The organism is Yinghuangia sp. YIM S10712, from assembly GCF_051388935.1.
GTDB lineage: Bacteria > Actinomycetota > Actinomycetes > Streptomycetales > Streptomycetaceae > Yinghuangia.
The window spans coordinates 94,947-110,328 of record NZ_JBPKBI010000011.1; the positions used below are offsets into that span (position 1 = coordinate 94,947).

At 70.6% G+C, this 15,382-nt stretch carries 15 protein-coding genes; 10 read left to right on the top strand and 5 right to left on the bottom strand.

Annotated features, from left to right (window positions below; all coding sequences use genetic code 11):
* The first annotated feature begins 227 nt into the window (after positions 1–227).
* Positions 228–1,133: a LysR family transcriptional regulator gene (locus ACRX5W_RS21785; RefSeq protein ID WP_436789915.1), complete on the top strand. Its 906-nt coding sequence runs from the start codon at positions 228–230 to the stop codon at positions 1,131–1,133.
* A 19-nt stretch (positions 1,134–1,152) separates the two neighbouring features.
* On the opposite strand, the gene ACRX5W_RS21790 is transcribed toward ACRX5W_RS21785, so the two are convergent.
* The 3 genes from ACRX5W_RS21790 to ACRX5W_RS21800 all read right to left on the bottom strand — a co-directional run bounded on the left by ACRX5W_RS21790 (position 1,153) and on the right by ACRX5W_RS21800 (position 4,555).
* On the bottom strand, positions 1,153–2,412 hold the full coding sequence (locus ACRX5W_RS21790) for a low temperature requirement protein A (protein WP_436789916.1): 1,260 nt from the start codon (positions 2,410–2,412) through the stop codon (positions 1,153–1,155).
* A gap of 347 nt (positions 2,413–2,759) precedes the next feature.
* A complete protein-coding gene (locus ACRX5W_RS21795) occupies positions 2,760–3,098 on the bottom strand; it encodes a P-II family nitrogen regulator (RefSeq protein ID WP_436789917.1) in 339 nt (112 codons plus the stop codon).
* Between the two features lie 101 nt (positions 3,099–3,199).
* Positions 3,200–4,555: an ammonium transporter gene (locus ACRX5W_RS21800; RefSeq protein ID WP_436789918.1), complete on the bottom strand. Its 1,356-nt coding sequence runs from the start codon at positions 4,553–4,555 to the stop codon at positions 3,200–3,202.
* Between the two features lie 382 nt (positions 4,556–4,937).
* Between ACRX5W_RS21800 and ACRX5W_RS21805 the strand changes: the two genes are divergently transcribed.
* Together ACRX5W_RS21805 and ACRX5W_RS21810 are read left to right on the top strand one after the other, a co-directional pair.
* Complete coding sequence (locus ACRX5W_RS21805; protein WP_436789919.1) at positions 4,938–5,381, top strand: SRPBCC family protein; 444 nt, start codon at positions 4,938–4,940, stop codon at positions 5,379–5,381.
* A gap of 161 nt (positions 5,382–5,542) precedes the next feature.
* The gene (locus tag ACRX5W_RS21810) at positions 5,543–6,037 is read left to right on the top strand and encodes a hypothetical protein (protein WP_436789920.1); all 495 of its coding nucleotides are present in this window, start codon (positions 5,543–5,545) and stop codon (positions 6,035–6,037) included.
* Between the two features lie 436 nt (positions 6,038–6,473).
* Here ACRX5W_RS21810 and ACRX5W_RS21815 read toward each other — a convergent pair whose 3' ends face one another.
* Positions 6,474–7,187, bottom strand: coding sequence for a M50 family metallopeptidase (locus ACRX5W_RS21815; protein ID WP_436789921.1), 714 nt, complete (start codon positions 7,185–7,187; stop codon positions 6,474–6,476).
* Positions 7,188–7,582: 395 nt separating this feature from the next.
* Positions 7,583–8,506, bottom strand: coding sequence for an alpha/beta hydrolase (locus tag ACRX5W_RS21820; protein ID WP_436789922.1), 924 nt, complete (start codon positions 8,504–8,506; stop codon positions 7,583–7,585).
* 231 nt (positions 8,507–8,737) lie between these two features.
* Between ACRX5W_RS21820 and ACRX5W_RS21825 the strand changes: the two genes are divergently transcribed.
* The 7 genes from ACRX5W_RS21825 (at position 8,738) to ACRX5W_RS21855 (ending at position 15,358) form a co-directional block, all read left to right on the top strand.
* Positions 8,738–9,394, top strand: a complete 657-nt coding sequence (locus ACRX5W_RS21825) for a helix-turn-helix domain-containing protein (protein WP_436789923.1) — start codon at positions 8,738–8,740, stop codon at positions 9,392–9,394.
* A 66-nt stretch (positions 9,395–9,460) separates the two neighbouring features.
* Positions 9,461–9,583 carry a hypothetical protein gene (locus ACRX5W_RS21830; RefSeq protein ID WP_436789924.1) on the top strand — a complete coding sequence of 41 codons (123 nt, stop codon included), beginning with the start codon at positions 9,461–9,463 and terminating at the stop codon, positions 9,581–9,583.
* A 223-nt stretch (positions 9,584–9,806) separates the two neighbouring features.
* The gene (locus ACRX5W_RS21835) at positions 9,807–10,517 is read left to right on the top strand and encodes a nucleotidyltransferase domain-containing protein (RefSeq protein ID WP_436789925.1); all 711 of its coding nucleotides are present in this window, start codon (positions 9,807–9,809) and stop codon (positions 10,515–10,517) included.
* Positions 10,518–10,528: 11 nt separating this feature from the next.
* The gene (locus ACRX5W_RS21840) at positions 10,529–11,467 is read left to right on the top strand and encodes an AAA family ATPase (RefSeq protein ID WP_436789926.1); all 939 of its coding nucleotides are present in this window, start codon (positions 10,529–10,531) and stop codon (positions 11,465–11,467) included.
* A 2-nt stretch (positions 11,468–11,469) separates the two neighbouring features.
* Complete coding sequence (locus tag ACRX5W_RS21845; RefSeq protein ID WP_436789927.1) at positions 11,470–12,858, top strand: vWA domain-containing protein; 1,389 nt, start codon at positions 11,470–11,472, stop codon at positions 12,856–12,858.
* Between the two features lie 174 nt (positions 12,859–13,032).
* Complete coding sequence (locus ACRX5W_RS21850; RefSeq protein ID WP_436789928.1) at positions 13,033–13,689, top strand: TetR/AcrR family transcriptional regulator; 657 nt, start codon at positions 13,033–13,035, stop codon at positions 13,687–13,689.
* 133 nt (positions 13,690–13,822) lie between these two features.
* Complete coding sequence (locus tag ACRX5W_RS21855; protein WP_436789929.1) at positions 13,823–15,358, top strand: MFS transporter; 1,536 nt, start codon at positions 13,823–13,825, stop codon at positions 15,356–15,358.
* Positions 15,359–15,382: the final 24 nt, after the last annotated feature.

The following is a 15,382-nucleotide window of genomic DNA, read 5'->3' on the forward strand; positions in this document are numbered from 1 at the left end:
CCGCGGCATTCCGGGGTACCGGTGCTTCCAGGAAACCGGGACAGCCCGGCGCGTCCAAGCCACCGGTTCGCACAAGAGTCATGCCTCCGGGGCATAACTTCGCCGAGCAGCAGAGGTCTTGATTCGCCCGCCTTGAGGTGGTTTTCCGCCGGCCCGAGGCCAGGCTGGTCACTTCGTCCGTTCGACACCTGCCAAACCGTTCGGCTGTCGGGCTTAACTTGGGCAGCGTGGAGCTGCGGGACCTCAGGTGCTTCCTTGCCGTCGCCGACGAGCGGCACTTCGGTCGTGCCGCCGCGCGCCTATATCTCACCCAGCCGATGGTCTCCAAAGCCGTGCGCCGCCTGGAACAGCAACTCGGTGCCCGCCTCGTCGACCGCAGTTCGCTGCCGGTACGCCTGACCCCCGCCGGCGAGACCTTCCGCCGCCAGGTCGACGACGCGCTGCGCATGCTGGACGACGCGTGTGCGGACGTACGCCGACGCGCCGCGCGCGAAGCCGGGCAGGTGCGGGTCGGCTACACGTCGGGGCTCGGGCCGTCGCTGGTCTCCGCGGCCATCTCGGCGCTGCACATCCGGCACCCCGAGCTCCGCGTGCAGTGGACCAGCGAATCGACGGCCCGTCAGGTAGCCGATGTCCGCGATGGCGTGCTCGACGCCGGCCTCGGGTGGCTGCCCGACCTCGGGCCCGGGTTCGGGTCCGCGCGGGTCGGCACCTTCGCCTTCGTGGCGCTGCTGCCCGAAGGGCACCGCCTGGCCGGGCGCACATCGGTCGACCTGGCCGAATTCGTGCGCGGCGAAACCGTCGTCGTGTGGCCGAGCGGGCCGCACCCGAGGCTGTACGCCCGCGTCACCGACGCCCTGCGGCGAGCCGGTGCGCAGGACATCGTGGAGGCGTTCGGCAGCGTGGACGACGTGATCGCGCGCGTCGTGGACCGGCAGGGCGTGGGCATATCACCGCGCGGTTGGGCGCGGCAGCGGCCGGTGCGCGGCGTCGTGCAGGTCGTGTTGACGGGAACCCCCGAGGTGCCGGTGACCGCTTTCTGGAGGGCCGACCGGGAGCACGAGGGTGTTCGGTTGCTCGTGCGCTGCCTGTGCGAGGTCGCGCGGGACAGTGATCTGGCGGAGCAGTTGTAGCCGCCCGGGCATCGACCGTTCAGGCACCGTCCGCGTTCGCACCGGCGGTTTCCGGACCGGCTTCTTCGGCGCCACCGCGTACGAACCGCCGGTGCGCGGTGGAGACTTCGATCGCCACCAGTGCCGCGACGACCGCCCCGGCCACCACCGCGGCCGGTGCGGGCGGCAGGAACGCACCCATCACCACCAGCGCGACGGCGGCCACCGCCCACTGCCGCAGCCGGTTCGGCCCGCACGGGTCGTTCGGGCGGATCGACATCACCGCGACCGCGAGGAGGAACAGCGCCAGCGGGACGGCGATCGCCAGCGACGCCGTACGCTCCGAGATCGGGTGGTCGCCCCCGTGCCCGGCAACCTGTGCGGCCGCCGTCGCCAGGCCGCCGCCGACCGCGGCGAGCGAGCCGAAGACGACGTAGTGGCCGTAGCCCCACACGAACGTCCGGACCGAACCCTCCGGCGAGTCCGCGCCCAACGTGTCGAAATACAGCCACCAGCAGCCGAATGCGATCACCAGGCCGCCCGCCGCGACGGTCACGATCGACGCGGTGACGCCGTGTTCGGCCGCGTCCTTCACCGCGATGGTCGCCGCCAACACCGACTCGCCGAGAATGATCAGCGTCAGCAGGCCGTAGCGCTCCGTGACGTGCCCGATGTGCCACTGGCCGGGCGAATCAGACTGTTCCGCCCAGACCGGAACTGCGATCTCCGCCAGCATCAGCGGTACGAACGCCGCCTTGAACAGTGCCTCCGAGTCGGGGATCACCATCAGCAGCCAGAGGACCTGCACCGCGCCCATACCGATCGCCCACCGCTGCGCACGCCCCCGTACGCTCGGCTGCTCGCGCGCCACCCGCAACCACTGGGCGATCAGTGCGACGCGCATCACGACGTAACCGAAGACCACGACCCGGTACGTGTCCCCGTCGAACGCCTTCTCGACGCCCGACGCAAGGATCAGCACCCCGGCCATCTGTAGCAACGTCAGCAGCCGGTACGGCACATCGTCGCTGTCGTGCGCGGTCGCGAACCAGGTGAACCCCATCCAGGCCCACCAGATCGCGAACATGAGCATCGGGAAGCCCACGACGGCGTCCGCGAGATGGTCGGTCGCGTAAGCGTGTTCGAGACTCACCGTCAACTGTGCGACGGCCACCACGAAGCACAGGTCGAAGAAGAGCTCCAGCGGCGTGGCCGCCCGATGGCCCTCACCGGGGTCGCGTACCAACGCGCCGCGCCGCCATGGCTTGCCCGTCTTCAATGTCGTGTCCTCGCCCGCCATGTTCCGCTGCTCCTCGACTTGCCGGTCTCGGTCGTTCGGCGGACAACACCTTCCCTCACGGGGTTGTCCGCAGGGAGCCGACCGGCTACGCCGAGGGCGAACTCGACACCTCGGCCCCATCGCCGGAACGAGCACGGACCGATCGGGCTCATACCGTGTTTCTCGCGCCCTCACCACGGCCGCCCGGCAGAGCCCGCCAACAGGGCCCGGCAACAGAACGCGGTAAGAGAGTCCGCCAACAGGGCCCGCCAACAGAGTCCGGTGCGACGGCGGTTCGGAGGGACGCCAGGACAGCCGCGCAAACCGCCATCCGGAAACCGAGTCAACCGCCCGCGGAAACCCCGGCGTCAGATCGCGTCGGCGCCGCGCTCTCCGGTGCGCACGCGGATGATCGTCTCGACGGGGACGCTCCACACCTTGCCGTCGCCGATCTTCCCAGTCCGGGCGGCCTGCGTGATTATGTGCATCACGTCGGCGGCGTCGTCGTCCTCGACCACCACCTCCAGGCGGATCTTCGGCACCAGGTCGACGCGGTATTCCGCACCCCGGTAGACCTCCGTGTGCCCGCGCTGACGGCCGAACCCGCTGGCCTCGGTGACGGTGAGCCCGTGGACGCCGTAGGTCTGCAACGCGCTCTTCACGTCGTCCAGTCTGTGCGGCTTGATGACCGCGGTGATCAGTCGCATGGCTCTTCTCGTCGGTGCTGGTTGTCGGTGCCGGTCATATGCAGGTCCTATGCCGGGCCTGTGCTGGTTCGGGGCGCGTCGTGGTCCGGCCGCCCCCCGGGTCAGCCCTTCCGGCTCTGCCGGTCCTCGTCGGACGCCTCCGCGCGGACCTGCTGCCTGACCTGGCCGCCCACATGGGCTGCCGCGCCGACCGAACCGAGATCGTAGGCGGTCTCCGCGTGCACGGCCAGATCCAGGCCCGCCCGCTCGTCGTCCTCCGTCGCCCGGAAGCCGATCGTCCGGTCGATCACCTTGGCGATCGCGTACGTCGCGACGAACGAGAACACCGCGCACACCACGACCGCCGCGACCTGCTTGCCGAGCAGGTCCAGGCCGCCCCCGTGGACGAGGCCGCGGGGCCCGCCCGTCATGCCGTCCCACGCGAATATGCCGATCAGCACCGTGCCGACCACGCCCCCGACGAAGTGCACACCGACGACGTCGAGCGAGTCGTCGTACCCGAACTTGTGCTTCCAGCCGACCGCGTACGAGCACAGCACGCCCGCGCACAAGCCGATCGCCAGCGCGCCCGGCAGGTCGACCACGCCGCACGACGGGGTGATCGCGACCAGCCCGGCCACCGCACCCGACGCGGCCCCGAGCGTGGTCGCGTGTCCGTCGCGTCGCTTCTCCACCAGCAGCCAGCCCAGCAGCGCCGTGCTCGCGGCGGCCTGCGTGTTGACGAGAGACTGCGCCGCGACGCCGTTCGCACCCAGCGCCGAACCGGCATTGAAGCCGAACCACCCGAACCACAGCAGGCCCGCACCGAGCATCACCAGCGGCAGATTGTGCGGACGCATCGGGTCGCGCTTGAAGCCCAGGCGCGGGCCGAGCACGAGTGCGACCGCGAGTCCGGCGGCTCCGGAGTTGATCTCGACGACCAGGCCGCCCGCGAAGTCGAGCGCGCCGAGTTGCTCCTTGATCCAGCCGTCGGGGCCCCACACCCAGTGCGCCACGGGTATGTACACGAGCGTCACCCACGCCGCACAGAACACCAGCCAGCCGCGGAACTTCGCACGGTCCGCGATGGCGCCGCTGATGAGGGCCACGGTGATGATGGCGAACGTCAACTGGAACGCCATGAAGACCAGCGACGGTACGGTGCCGGTCAACGAGTCGGGCTTCATGCCGTGCAGGAACACCTGCCCGAGATCGCCGATCAGGCCGCCGCCCGCGTCGTCGCCGAAGGCGAGCGACCAGCCGTACGCGAACCAGACCACCGAGACCACGGCGATCGCCGCGAAACTCATCATGATCATGTTCAGCACGCTCTTGGCGCGGACCATCCCGCCGTAGAAGAGCGCGAGGCCGGGCGTCATGAGCAGGACGAGCGCGGTGGCGACCAGCAACCACGCGGTGTCCCCGGCGCTCAGCTCCGCAGGTGCGGCCAATTGCAACGGCAGTGCGGCGGCGGACATCTGCCCCCTCTTCCCATTTGTCCCGTCGGCGTCCACCCCTGCCGGCTGCGGGGGCTCACCCAGAGTGGGGAGAGCCGGTTTCCTCCGCCGCACGCGGAAGTTACGTACGCGTTACGTGCATCGGCGCGGTGTTACTTCGGTGTTGCTCGGCCGTATCGGACTCCTCACCGCGTGCAATCCCGCACATCGAACGGAAACCTGAGGCCCCGTCATGACACATGGCGGAAACATCCGGTGTGCGGCCTTCGGTTGTCGAACAAGCCGTCGAAGGGCAAAAGGTATTCACCCTCGCCGGATTCGGTCCCGCGCCCGGCGAAGTGGTTTGCTGTTGCCTCCGATCGGGGCGGAGCGGCCCCGGTACGACCGAGTGCGAGGAGTGGTCATGGGGCAGGTCAACGCTGATGCGTCGCGCGATGTCGCGGGGGAGCCGGAGGTGGTGTTCGCGGCACTGGCCGACTACGCGGACACGCGCCCGAAGCTGCTGACCGAGCACTTCTCCGACTACGAGGTCCGCGAGGGCGGCCAAGGCGCGGGGACTGTCGTGCACTGGCGCCTGCAGGCAACCAAAAAGCGCTCGCGGGAGTGCCTTTTCGAGGTGACGCAGCCCGCCGAGCGCACGCTCGTGGAGAGCGACCGCAACTCCAGCATGGTCACCACCTGGACCGTCGAGCCGGCGGGCACCGGGCGCAGCCGCGTCAACGTGAACACGCGCTGGGAGGGCGCGGGCGGCATCGGCGGGTTCTTCGAGAAGACCTTCGCCCCGGCGGGTCTGCGCAAGATCTACGACGGAGTCCTGGCGCGCATCGACGAGACGGTCGGCGCCTGAGGCGGGTCGGTCGCGCGTTGCCGGGGCGCTGCACGAGCGATGCTTCACGAGTCGCGTCACGAGGAAGCGAGGGAACGGGCAGGTCCGGTCTCTTCCGAGGCGGCACCCGGTGACGAAAAACCATGTGCGTGCGGGTCGGAGCGCCGCCTACTGTGCCGAGCATGCGCGTCGTTTTCACCAAAGGTCGCGGTACGAGCTACGACGTCGCCGTGCACCGCGAGACAGGTGCCGCGCTCGCCCCGCGCAACGGGCCAGGCGGACACCCCTATCTCCCGCACGACTTGGTGCACTTCCTCGTCGAGGCGGAGGCGCGCATCAAGCTCGGGGTCTACGGGCGGCTGGCCGCCGGTGACAACGGCTTGTTCTGGCCCGCCGACCCCGCGGAACGCGCCAAGGCCGCCCGGCGGCGCAAGACGAAGCACGCGAAGTCGTCCCCGCAGGCGCAGGCCGACATGGCGTTGTCGGAGGAGCTTGCGGGCATCGCCGTGCCCGTGTGGGAGCTGCGGCGCGGACACGCGCGTGAACTGCCGGCGTACGTGACGGCACAGGACATTCCGCCCGTGGTGGACCGGATCGTGGCCCGGTTCGACGACTGCGCCGACCGCTGGCATGTGCTGCCGGTCGGAGGCTCACTGACCCTGACGTGGCGAAGCTGACCCCGACCCGGTGAACGAGTCGGCGGGGACGATTTCCGTCGACGAACGTTCGCGGGTGGCTGTCGCGTGATCCGCCGGTGTGCGGGGGCGTCGGCGGTCTGTGGGGATGCGGTTCGGCCGCGAGCGTGCTCGTCACCGGCGTGTCGGCCGCACCGGACCCGCGAGGCCGCACCGGACACGTGCAGGCGGACCGGTCGGGCCGGGCCCGCGGATCCGGGCCCGCGGGCTCGGGCTCGCGGATCTGGGCCCGCGGATCTGGGCCTGCGGACTCGGGCTCCCGGATCCGCGGGCTCGCGGACTCAAGCCCGCGGATCCGGGCTCGCGACGCCGGTCGACGCGGTGGTCCGAGGCCTCGCGGCGCCGGTATTCGCAAGGCGGCATGTGCCGGGTCCGTCCGGCCGCGGACTCGTCCGGCCGGGTTCGTCAACCGGGTTCGTCAGCCGGCCAGCAGCCACCCCGCTGCGGTGCCGAAGGCCGTCACGGACACCAGGGCGAACAGACCCACCCACGCCGCGCCGGGGATTTTGGTGAGGGTGGCCAGTTGGTCGGCGTCCGACCACTGGGCCTGACCTCGGCGGCGCATCTGCTGGAGTTCGATGACCGGGCGGATGCCGGAGGCAAGCAGGAACCACACCAGCAGATACGCGAATCCGGCCTGGACGTCGGCTTCGGCCAGCCAGGACACCGCGAAGACGACGCCGCCGACAACGATGAGGGCGAAGGCGCCGTACAGGTTGCGGATCATCAGCAGCATCAGGGCGAGCCACACCAGCGTGATCCACAGCGTCATGGTGATGTGCCCGGACGCGAGCAGGGACGCGCCGCCGGCGCCGAGCAGCGACGGGGTGACGTACCCGGCGAACGCCGTGATCACCATGCCGATCCCGGTCGGTTTGCCGACCGAGACGGTGACACCGGACGTGTCGGAGTGCAGGCGTATGCCGGTGAGGCGCCGACCGGTCAGCAGCGCGGCCAGGGCGTGGCCGCCCTCGTGGGCGATCGTCACCACCGTGCGCAGCGGGCGCCAGACCGGGCGGTAAAGGACGGCCAGAACCGCGGCGATCCCGGTCGCGGCGACGAGCCAGCGCGGCGGGTCGGGTTGGGTTCCGACCACGCGGTCCCACAGCTCCTGCAACGACACCGTCTCCACGCCCGCCCCGCCCTCCGACTCCGCCCGCCCAGTTGGTGGCCCCGGCGCAAGCCCGCCGTGCGCGGGCGGCCATGACGGCACACCGCGACGACGGCCCTCCGACAGACCCGTACGGGACCGAGACGTGCCGGTTCACTTCGCCGGTTCCCGAGCGTCGATTCTGGCGGCGCGCAGGCGACGGTCGCCGGCGAACCGGCGATTCGGTCGAGGAGGGCGCGACGACCGGCGGTGCCGCGCGCCGGGGGCGAACAGGCGCGATCGCGGACGGACCGCCATCCCGAGACCGTCGTGTGGTTCCTGCGCGACGGCGACATCACGATTCCCGCGCAGCACCGATCACCCGGCGGGGCGGAGCGGAACAGGCTCGGTGGTGTGACCGAAGTCCCGTCGCGCCCTCAGGACTTCGCGAACGCGGCCCGCAGCGCGGCGTACGAGCCTCGGGTCGCCTGGGCCGCCGACGGCACGAACTCGGCGAAGCTCACGAAGCCGTGGCCGAGGTCGGCGAAGTCCTCCAACATGGTCGGCACGCCCGATGCGCGCAACGACTCGGCGTACGCGACACCTTCGTCGTGCAGCGGGTCCATCCCCGCCACCACGACCAGCGCCGGGGCGAGGCCCGACAGGTCCTTGTTGAGGCCGATCGCGCCGTAGGGCAGGAGCCGGTCGTCGGGTATCCGGCCGTAGTAGTGCGTGCCGAACCATGCCATCGCGCTCGGCGACAGCAAGATGTCCTCGGTGTTGTGCCTGCGCGACTCGGTGTCCAGCCCGGTGCCCGGGTACCACAGCAGTTGGAAGTGCGGCTGCACGCCGCCGCGGTCCCGGGCCATCAGGCACACGGTCGCGGCCAGCGTCCCGCCCGCGCTGTCGCCGGCGACCGCGACGCGTGCCGGGTCGCCGCCGAGGTCGGCCGCGTGTTCGCGCACCCAGGTGTAGGCCGCGTACGCGTCCTCGTGCGCCGCCGGGAACGGATTCTCCGGCGCGAGCCGGTAGGCCACCGACACCACGATGCACTCCGCCTCGCGCGCGAGGATCCGGGCGACCCCGTCGTGGGACTCCAGGTCGCCGATGCAGAACCCGCCGCCGTGAAAGAAGACCGTGACCGGCAGCCCCGGCTCGGTGCTCGGTGCGTAGATGCGCGCCGGCAGGTCGGGCGCGTCCGCCGGGCCGGGGATCGTGCGGTCCTCGACGCGCGGCAGCGGCGTGGTGACCGGCCGCTCGGGCATGGTCTCGGCCAACGCCCGGACCTCCGCGGGGTGGCCCGCGAGAACCGGGCGCGGGATCGCATTGAGGAAAGCGGCGAACTCGGCGTTGAGCGGCATCTGCTTGTGGCCCCTTCGTCGACCGTGTCAAGACCGGCACCGGACACCGGCCGTGGCACTGTACGGGCGGACATCGGGGACAGGGAAGATCTGCAAATGGGGTGTTGGGCGGCCACATTTGCAGATGTCGACACGCCTCGACGGGCCTGTGGGGGCTCGGCTGCTTGGCGCGATATTTGCCTGTGAGGCAAGAAAATTGCCTACCCGGTATCGGCTCATTAGCGTGAACCCATGCCCCGACCGACTCCAGCCTCGCACCCGGGAGCCGGCCCCGAGCCGGCCACCCCCGCCACGGGGGCCGCGACGGGGGCCGCGACGGGGCTCGGCGAGCGGCTCAAGCGAGCCCGTACCGCACGGGCGCTCACCCTTGAGGATGCCGCAGGAGTCAGCGGGCTGTCCGTCGCCTACCTGTCACGGCTGGAGAACGAGCGGCGCCAACCCTCGCTGCCCGCGCTGCTCACCCTCGCCCGCGTCTACGCGACCACCGTCTCCGCTCTGCTCGGTGAGCGCGGCGGCGGCGAGGAGACGATCATCCGCGCCAAGGAATCGGAGCCGTTCCACGCGCACGGCTGGACTTACTGGCGTGCCGGCAGTCCGCGGCGCGGCATGCAGTCACTGCGCGTACGCGTGCCACCCGGGCGTGCGACCGGCCCGGCCCGCGTGCATCCCGGCGAGGAATGGCTGTACGTCCTCGAAGGCCAACTGCGGCTGACCCTCGACGGCGTACGGCACCTGCTCGCACCGGGCGACGTCGCGCACTTCGACTCGTCGCTCGGCCACGTCATGGAATCCGCCGACGACCACGTGCCCGTCGAATTCCTGATGGTCCACGCCGCGCCCTCGATGGTCGCCTTCACAGCGTGCCTGCCCGGTCCGACCGTGCACTGAGCACCGCGAACCCCCGCTGGGAACAGCGGTCCCCCCGAAACCCCGGAAGAGACGTGAGGAAGCGTCATGGCCGTGCCCGAGTCCGAGAAGAGCCGCCAGAACGGCATGTGGATCCGTCTGTCGATCTACGTGCTCGGCTTCGCCGTGATCTTCGGCGCCCTGATGATCGTCGCCGCGGCGAACCGCTGACGCCGCGGCGCCTCCGGGAGCTCCGCGGCCGGGCGGGACGCGTTAATCCCCTGGTCGACGCCCGCGCCCGTGCCGGATACTCGTCCGGACGCCGGCACGCCTGGTCTGCCGGACCATGGAGGTTGGTGCGCGGGCACCGGTGACCGAGCGACGGTTCCGGCTGCCACGCGTGCTTCGGAGGCCCGGTCACCGGCCGGCCACGGCGATGAGCAGGGAGGCGGTCGTGCCCACGACACTGCTGATGGGAGTCGTCGGCTCCACGGCCTACGGCCTCGCCACCACCAGCTCCGACGAGGACCGCCTCGGCGTCTACCTCGCCGACACCGCCGACATCCTCGGCCTGCGCGCGCCGGCCGTCATGACCGGTTCGCGGGTCGGCACCTCGCCCGACGTGACCATGCACGAGCTGTACAAGTTCGCCACCCTCGCGCTGAAGGGCAACCCGACGGTCAGCGAGCTGCTGTGGCTCGACGACTATGTGGTGGCCACCGAGGGCGGCCTGTCGCTCGTCGGCATCCGCGAGGCCTTTCTGTCCACACGGAACGTGCGGTCGGCGTACGGCGGTTACGCGGTCCAGCAGTCGCGCAAGCTGCTGTCGCGGCACGAGGCCGGGAAGGGCGGGTTTTCGTCGGACGTGGCCCGGCGCACGGCCAAACACGGCAGGCACTGCATGCGACTGCTGAGGCAGGCGCGTGGCCTGCTGACCACGGGGCAGCTCAAGATCGACATGTCCGACCAGCGCGACGAACTGTTCGCGGCGGGCGAGCTCGCCGCCCGCGATCCGCGCGCCTTCGCGGAGTTGTTCGAGAAGGAGTTCGCCGCGATGGACGCCGTCGAATCGGTGCTCCCGGATCAGCCGGATCTCGCCCGTGTGGAGGCCGTGGTCGTCGAGCTGCGCATGGCCGCCCTCCGCGACGAGGCTACGCCCCGGTAGCATGCGGCCGAATGGAGCACCGTCGTGCCGTGCGGGCTCCCGAGCACCGCAAGGCCGAGGGAGCCGCCGCCGTGACGTCTTTGTTCACCTCTCCGGAGGATGTCCGCACCAGGCTTTCCACGGGGAACTACCTGGCCGACGGGCACATCGCGACCACCGTCTTCCTCGCCGACGCACTCGGCAAGCCGCTGCTGGTCGAGGGCCCGGCCGGGGTCGGCAAGACCGAGCTGGCCAAGGCCGTCGCCGCGGCCACCGGCGCGGACCTCATCCGCCTCCAGTGCTATGAAGGCCTCGACGAGGGCCGCGCGCTGTACGAGTGGAACTACCGCAAGCAACTGCTGCGCATCCAGGCCACGCCCGAGGGCCAGGACTGGTCGGACACCCACGACGACATCTTCAGCGACGAGTTCCTGCTCGCCCGGCCGCTGCTCACCGCGATACGCCGGACCGAGCCGACCGTGCTGCTGATCGACGAGACCGACAAGACCGACGTCGAGGTCGAGGGCCTGCTGCTGGAGGTGCTGTCGGACTTCCAGGTCACCATCCCCGAGCTCGGTACGGTCACCGCCGCCCGGCGGCCCTTCGTGGTGCTGACCTCGAACGCCACGCGCGAGCTGTCCGAAGCGCTCAAGAGGCGCTGCCTGTACCTGCACCTCGACTACCCCGCGCCCGAACGCGAGCGCGAGATCGTCCTGGCGCAGGTGCCCGGGATCACCGAAGCACTCGCCGAGCAGTTGGTGCGTACGATCGCCACGCTGCGCGCACTCGACCTCAAGAAGTCGCCCTCGATCGCCGAAACGCTGGACTGGGCGCGGACGTTGCTCGCGCTGCAATCCGACGCACTCGACGAGGAGGCCATCGCGCGCACGCTCGGGGTCGTGCTCAAGCACGCGTCCGATCAGGACCGCGCGGCCAAGGAACTGGGGCTCCCCACCGCCGGGCTGGGCTGACGATGGCGCTCCTCGAACGCCATGTCGACTTCCTCGACGCCTTGCGCGGCGCGGGACTTCCCGTCTCGCTCGCGGAGGGCCTCGACGCGGCACGGGCGTTGACCGTGCTGGACCTCGTCGACCGGGAGGCCGTGCGCGCCGCGTACGCCGCCACTGTGGTCAAACGGCCGTCCCACCGGCCGGTCTTCGACACGTTGTTCGACCTGTGGTTCCCGGCGGCCGTCGGCGACGGCGCGGCCGGCCTGCCCGACGAGCTTCCGGCAGAACGGCCCGCGAACGGAGCCCGCGGCCCCGCCCCGTTCGCCGAGGCCCTGCGCGGCAGACTGTTCGACGCGTTGCTGGAAGGCTCGGAAGCCGAGATGCGGCAGATCGTGCGCGAAGCGGTCGCCGCCTACGGGCGGGCGCCCGCCGGACCGACGCGGCAGACCTGGTCGGCGTACGCGGTCGGCGCCGCGCTCGACCCCCGCACGCTGATGGCCTCGCTGCTCAAGGCGGTTCTGGCCGGTCGGCAGGGCGGCGGTCTGGCCGAACGCGGCGCGCGGCGCATGCTGGAGGACCGGCTCGCCGCGCTTCAGGACATGATCGTCACGGAGGTCCGCCGCCGCCTCGCCGAGGACGGCTCGGCCGAGCGCGTCGCCAAAGTCGCCGCACGCCCGCCGCTCGAACAACTCGACATCTTGCGGGCCACCCGCCGCGACATGGAGGAACTGCGGCGCGCCGTCTACCCGTTGGCGCGGCGACTGGCGACCCGGCTGGCGGTCAAGCACAAGGCGGGGCGCCGCGGACGCCTGGACTTCCGGCGGACGGTGCGTGCGTCGTTGTCGACGGGCGGCGTGCCGGTACGCACGTTCCACCGCCCGCGTCGCCCGCACAAGCCCGAGCTCGTCGTGGTGTGCGATGTCAGCGGCTCTGTCGCGGCGTTCGCGCAGTTCACACTGCTGCTGGCCTATGCGCTGCGCGAACAGTTCAGCAAAGTCCGGGTGTTCGCGTTCATCGACAACCTCGACGAGGTCACGGACCACTTCGCGCCCGGCGCCGACATCGCCGAGGCGATGCAGGACCTGACGTCCAAGGCCGACCTGGTGTGGATGAGCGGACGCACCGACTACGGGCGGGCCATCGAACTGTTCGCCGAGCGCTACCCGGACGCGGTCGGGCCGAAGACCGCGCTGCTGATCCTCGGCGACGCCCGGTCCAACTACGGCCAGTTGGCGCTTGCGACGCTCGCAGAACTCGCCGACAAGGCGCGGCGCGCGCATTGGCTCAACCCCGAACCGCGCCGGGACTGGGACACCGGTGACTCGGTGGCGTCGCAATACGACCGGGTCGTACCGATGGTGGAGTGCCGCAACCTGACCCAACTCGCGGCGTTCATCGAGGACTTGGCCTGACGCCGTGACCGGCGCGTCCGGTTCGGTGCCACCGGGGGGTACGAAACGGTTCCGTTTCGCAGGGTGCTAGGCTTCTCAACACCGGTACGAAACAGTTCCGTTCGATGTGCTTCGGGCCGGGGGAACCGGTGTGAACCGGTGTGATGTCGGACAAGTCGGTGCGAGGAGGGGCGGGTGTCACCCGAGCAGGTCGGTGAACAGATGCGTGCGCAAGGCGAGGGCCGGCCGTGTCCGGACGGTCTTGCGGCCATCAAGGCCGAGCGGCGCACCCGCATGACGCCCGAACGCGAGGCCGAGCTGTTCCACGCCGTCATCGAGCTGTTGCGCGAAGTCGGCTACGACGCCTTGACGATGGACGCCGTCGCGGCGCGCGCCCACACCAGCAAGGCCACCCTGTACCGGCAGTGGCAGGGCAAGCCCAAGCTGGTCATGCACGCCCTGCACACGCTGAACCCCGTCTTCACCGGCACCGACGACACCGGGTCCCTCGAAGGAGACCTGCACTGCGCGGCCCGCAAACTCGCCGTCTTCGGCGAGACGAACGGCGCGCTGCTGTCCTCGATGGACCACGCCATCATCGCGAACCCCGAACTGGGGGAGATGCTCCGCACGGTCATCATCACCCCCGAACGCGAGGCGTTCGAAGCGATCGTGCACCGGGCCGTCGCCCGCGGCGAGCTCGACCACCTACCCGCCTCGATCGAGCACTGCGGACCGATTCTGGTCCACGCCTCCATGAACCGTCCCCTGTGCGAAGGCCTCCCGGCCACGGAGGAGTACCTGCTGTCCATCGTCGACACCGTGATCTTGCCGTCCCTACGACACAGCTGACGCCCTCCGAAAAAGACGGCGTCACAAACGGACCCTTCCGTCCGTCAGGAATCCGTCGGCCCGCCAGGCCGGACCACTTCTCGTCGACCGGCCCACCGGTCGGACGCCACACACCCGCACCGGGGGTACCGCCATGTCCCAAGGCACACTCGATCCCTTCCAGAAACCGTCCCAACCGACACCGGCCGACGAGGTCGCCGCTCCGGCGAACCGCTGGTGGGTGCTCGTCGTCATCTCGATCGCGCAACTCATGGTCGTGCTCGACGCGACCATCGTCACCGTCGCCCTGCCCGACGCCGAAGCCGACCTGCACATGTCCGAGGCCAACCGGCAGTGGGTCGTCACCGCGTACGCGCTGACGTTCGGCGCGCTGCTCCTGCTCGGCGGCCGCGTCGCCGACTTCTGGGGCCGCAAGCGGGCCTTCGTGTGGGGCATGGTCGGATTCGCCGTCGCGTCCGCGATCGGCGGGGCCGCACAGAACGAAGGCATGCTGTTCGGCGCCCGCGCCCTCCAAGGCGTCTTCGCCGCGCTCCTCGCGCCCGCCGCGCTGGCCCTGCTGACCGTCACCTTCACCGAAGCCGCCGAACGCGCCAAGGCCTTCGCGGTCTACGGCGGCATCTCCGCGGGCGGCGCGGCCATCGGCCTGCTGCTCGGCGGCGTCCTGACCGAGTACGCCTCGTGGCGCTGGTGCCTCCTGGTGAACGTCCCGATAGCCGTTCTCGCGATCGCCTTCGCGATGCCGCTGCTCCGTGAGAGCCGGGCCGAGGGCGACACCAAGTACGACATCCCCGGCGCGATCACCGTCACCCTCGGCCTGGCCGCACTGGTGTACGGCTTCACCCGCGCCGCGGAGGAGAGCTGGAGCGACAGCCTCACGATCATCATGCTGGTCGCGGGAGTTCTCCTGCTCGCGCTGTTCGTCGTCATCCAACAGCGCAGCGCACACGCGCTGTTGCCGCTGCGCATCGTCCTCGACCGCAACCGCGGCGGGTCGCTGCTGGCGATGCTGCTGATCGGCGCTGCGTTCATCGGCTCGACGCTGTTCATGATCTACTACATGCGCATCGTGCTCGAATACGGCGCGGTCAAGGCCGGTGCGGGCGCGCTCGGCATAACGGTCGGCGTCTTCATCACCGCCGGGGCGTCCGCGTCCCTGCTGCCGAAGATCGGCCCGCGCATCCCGCTCGTCGTCGGCTCGCTGCTGAGCGCGGGCGGCACGTTCTGGCTGACGTTCATCACCGTCGAACGCCAGTACCTCACCCACGTCCTGCCCGGCATGGTCCTCATCGGGCTGGGCCTGGGCCTCGTCTTCACCGCCGTCGCCAGCACCGCGCTGATCGGCGTCGAGGAACACGACGCGGGTGCCGCGAGCGCGTTGATCAACGCCGTCCAGCAGGTCGGCGGCGCCCTCGGCACCGCCCTCCTCAACAGCTTCGCCACCAGCGCGATCAGCGACTACATGTCCGACAAGGAAGCCGAGCTCGGCCCGCGCCTGGCCGACCCGGCGATTGCCCACAAGACCTTTGTCGACGCCCAACTGGACGGCTACACCACGGCGTTCGCGTGGGCCGTCGTCATCATGGTCGTCGGCGCGGTCGTCGCCGCCGTCTTCGTCAACGCCGGCAAGGACGCCCTGCCCAAGGACGGCGCCGCCGTCCACGTGGGCTGAGCAACCCGCGACCACACCACGAAC